This is a genomic window from Bowmanella yangjiangensis (genome assembly GCF_017255015.1).
GTDB lineage: Bacteria > Pseudomonadota > Gammaproteobacteria > Enterobacterales > Alteromonadaceae > Bowmanella > Bowmanella yangjiangensis.
The window spans coordinates 1-638 of the sequence record NZ_JAFKCS010000443.1 but is presented as its reverse complement, the minus strand read 5'-3'; the positions used below and the strand labels follow the sequence as shown (position 1 = coordinate 638).

At 63.2% G+C, this 638-nt stretch carries 1 protein-coding gene; it reads right to left on the bottom strand.

Going from position 1 to position 638, the window contains the following annotated elements:
* Positions 1–102 precede the first annotated feature (102 nt).
* The coding region (locus J0A65_RS25045; protein ID WP_206596937.1) for a substrate-binding periplasmic protein at positions 103–638 on the bottom strand (536 nt) is incomplete at its 5' end.

The following is a 638-nucleotide window of genomic DNA, read 5'->3' as shown; positions in this document are numbered from 1 at the left end:
GTGCAACCAGCCCGACGATCAGGCCGATGAAGATGGTGCCGATAATGCCCATTGGCGGGTCTCCTTGAGTCAGTGTCTGTATCGGACAGCCCGGCGGGGCAATCAGTTCGCCTCATCGGGTGGCGTAACGCCATGGCGGCGGTAGATCAGTGCAATCTCGCCGTCCGCGCGCATGCGCTCCAGTTCGGCGGCAAGGCGGTCGTAGAGTGCGTGTCGGTCGCCCTGATAGCGTGCCAGCGATGCGCCGAAGTGGTTGTCCAGGGTCTGCTGATGGGCGTAGTGCGCGTAGCTGTAGTCGTGAAAGTTCATGGCCTGGAGCTGCGTTTCCATCGGAATCGCGTCGAGCACGGCGATGGCGTCGAGGCGGTCGGCGCGGAACATGGCGACCAGTTGTGCATCGTCGCTGGCGTAGACGCGATCGAGCTGACCGTCGCTGTCGAAGGGCTCGAAGTAGGCGGTGCCGCGCTTGACCCCGACGGACAGTCGATGGAGGTCTTCGTAGCGGTTCAGCTCGCCTTCCCTGCCGGGATGCACGATGAAGCGCACGTTGAGCTGCTGGCTGCCGATGCTCGGAAGGAAATGGATGTACTCGCTGCGCGGTTCGGTCATCAGCACGCGTGGTACCAGATCGATTCGCC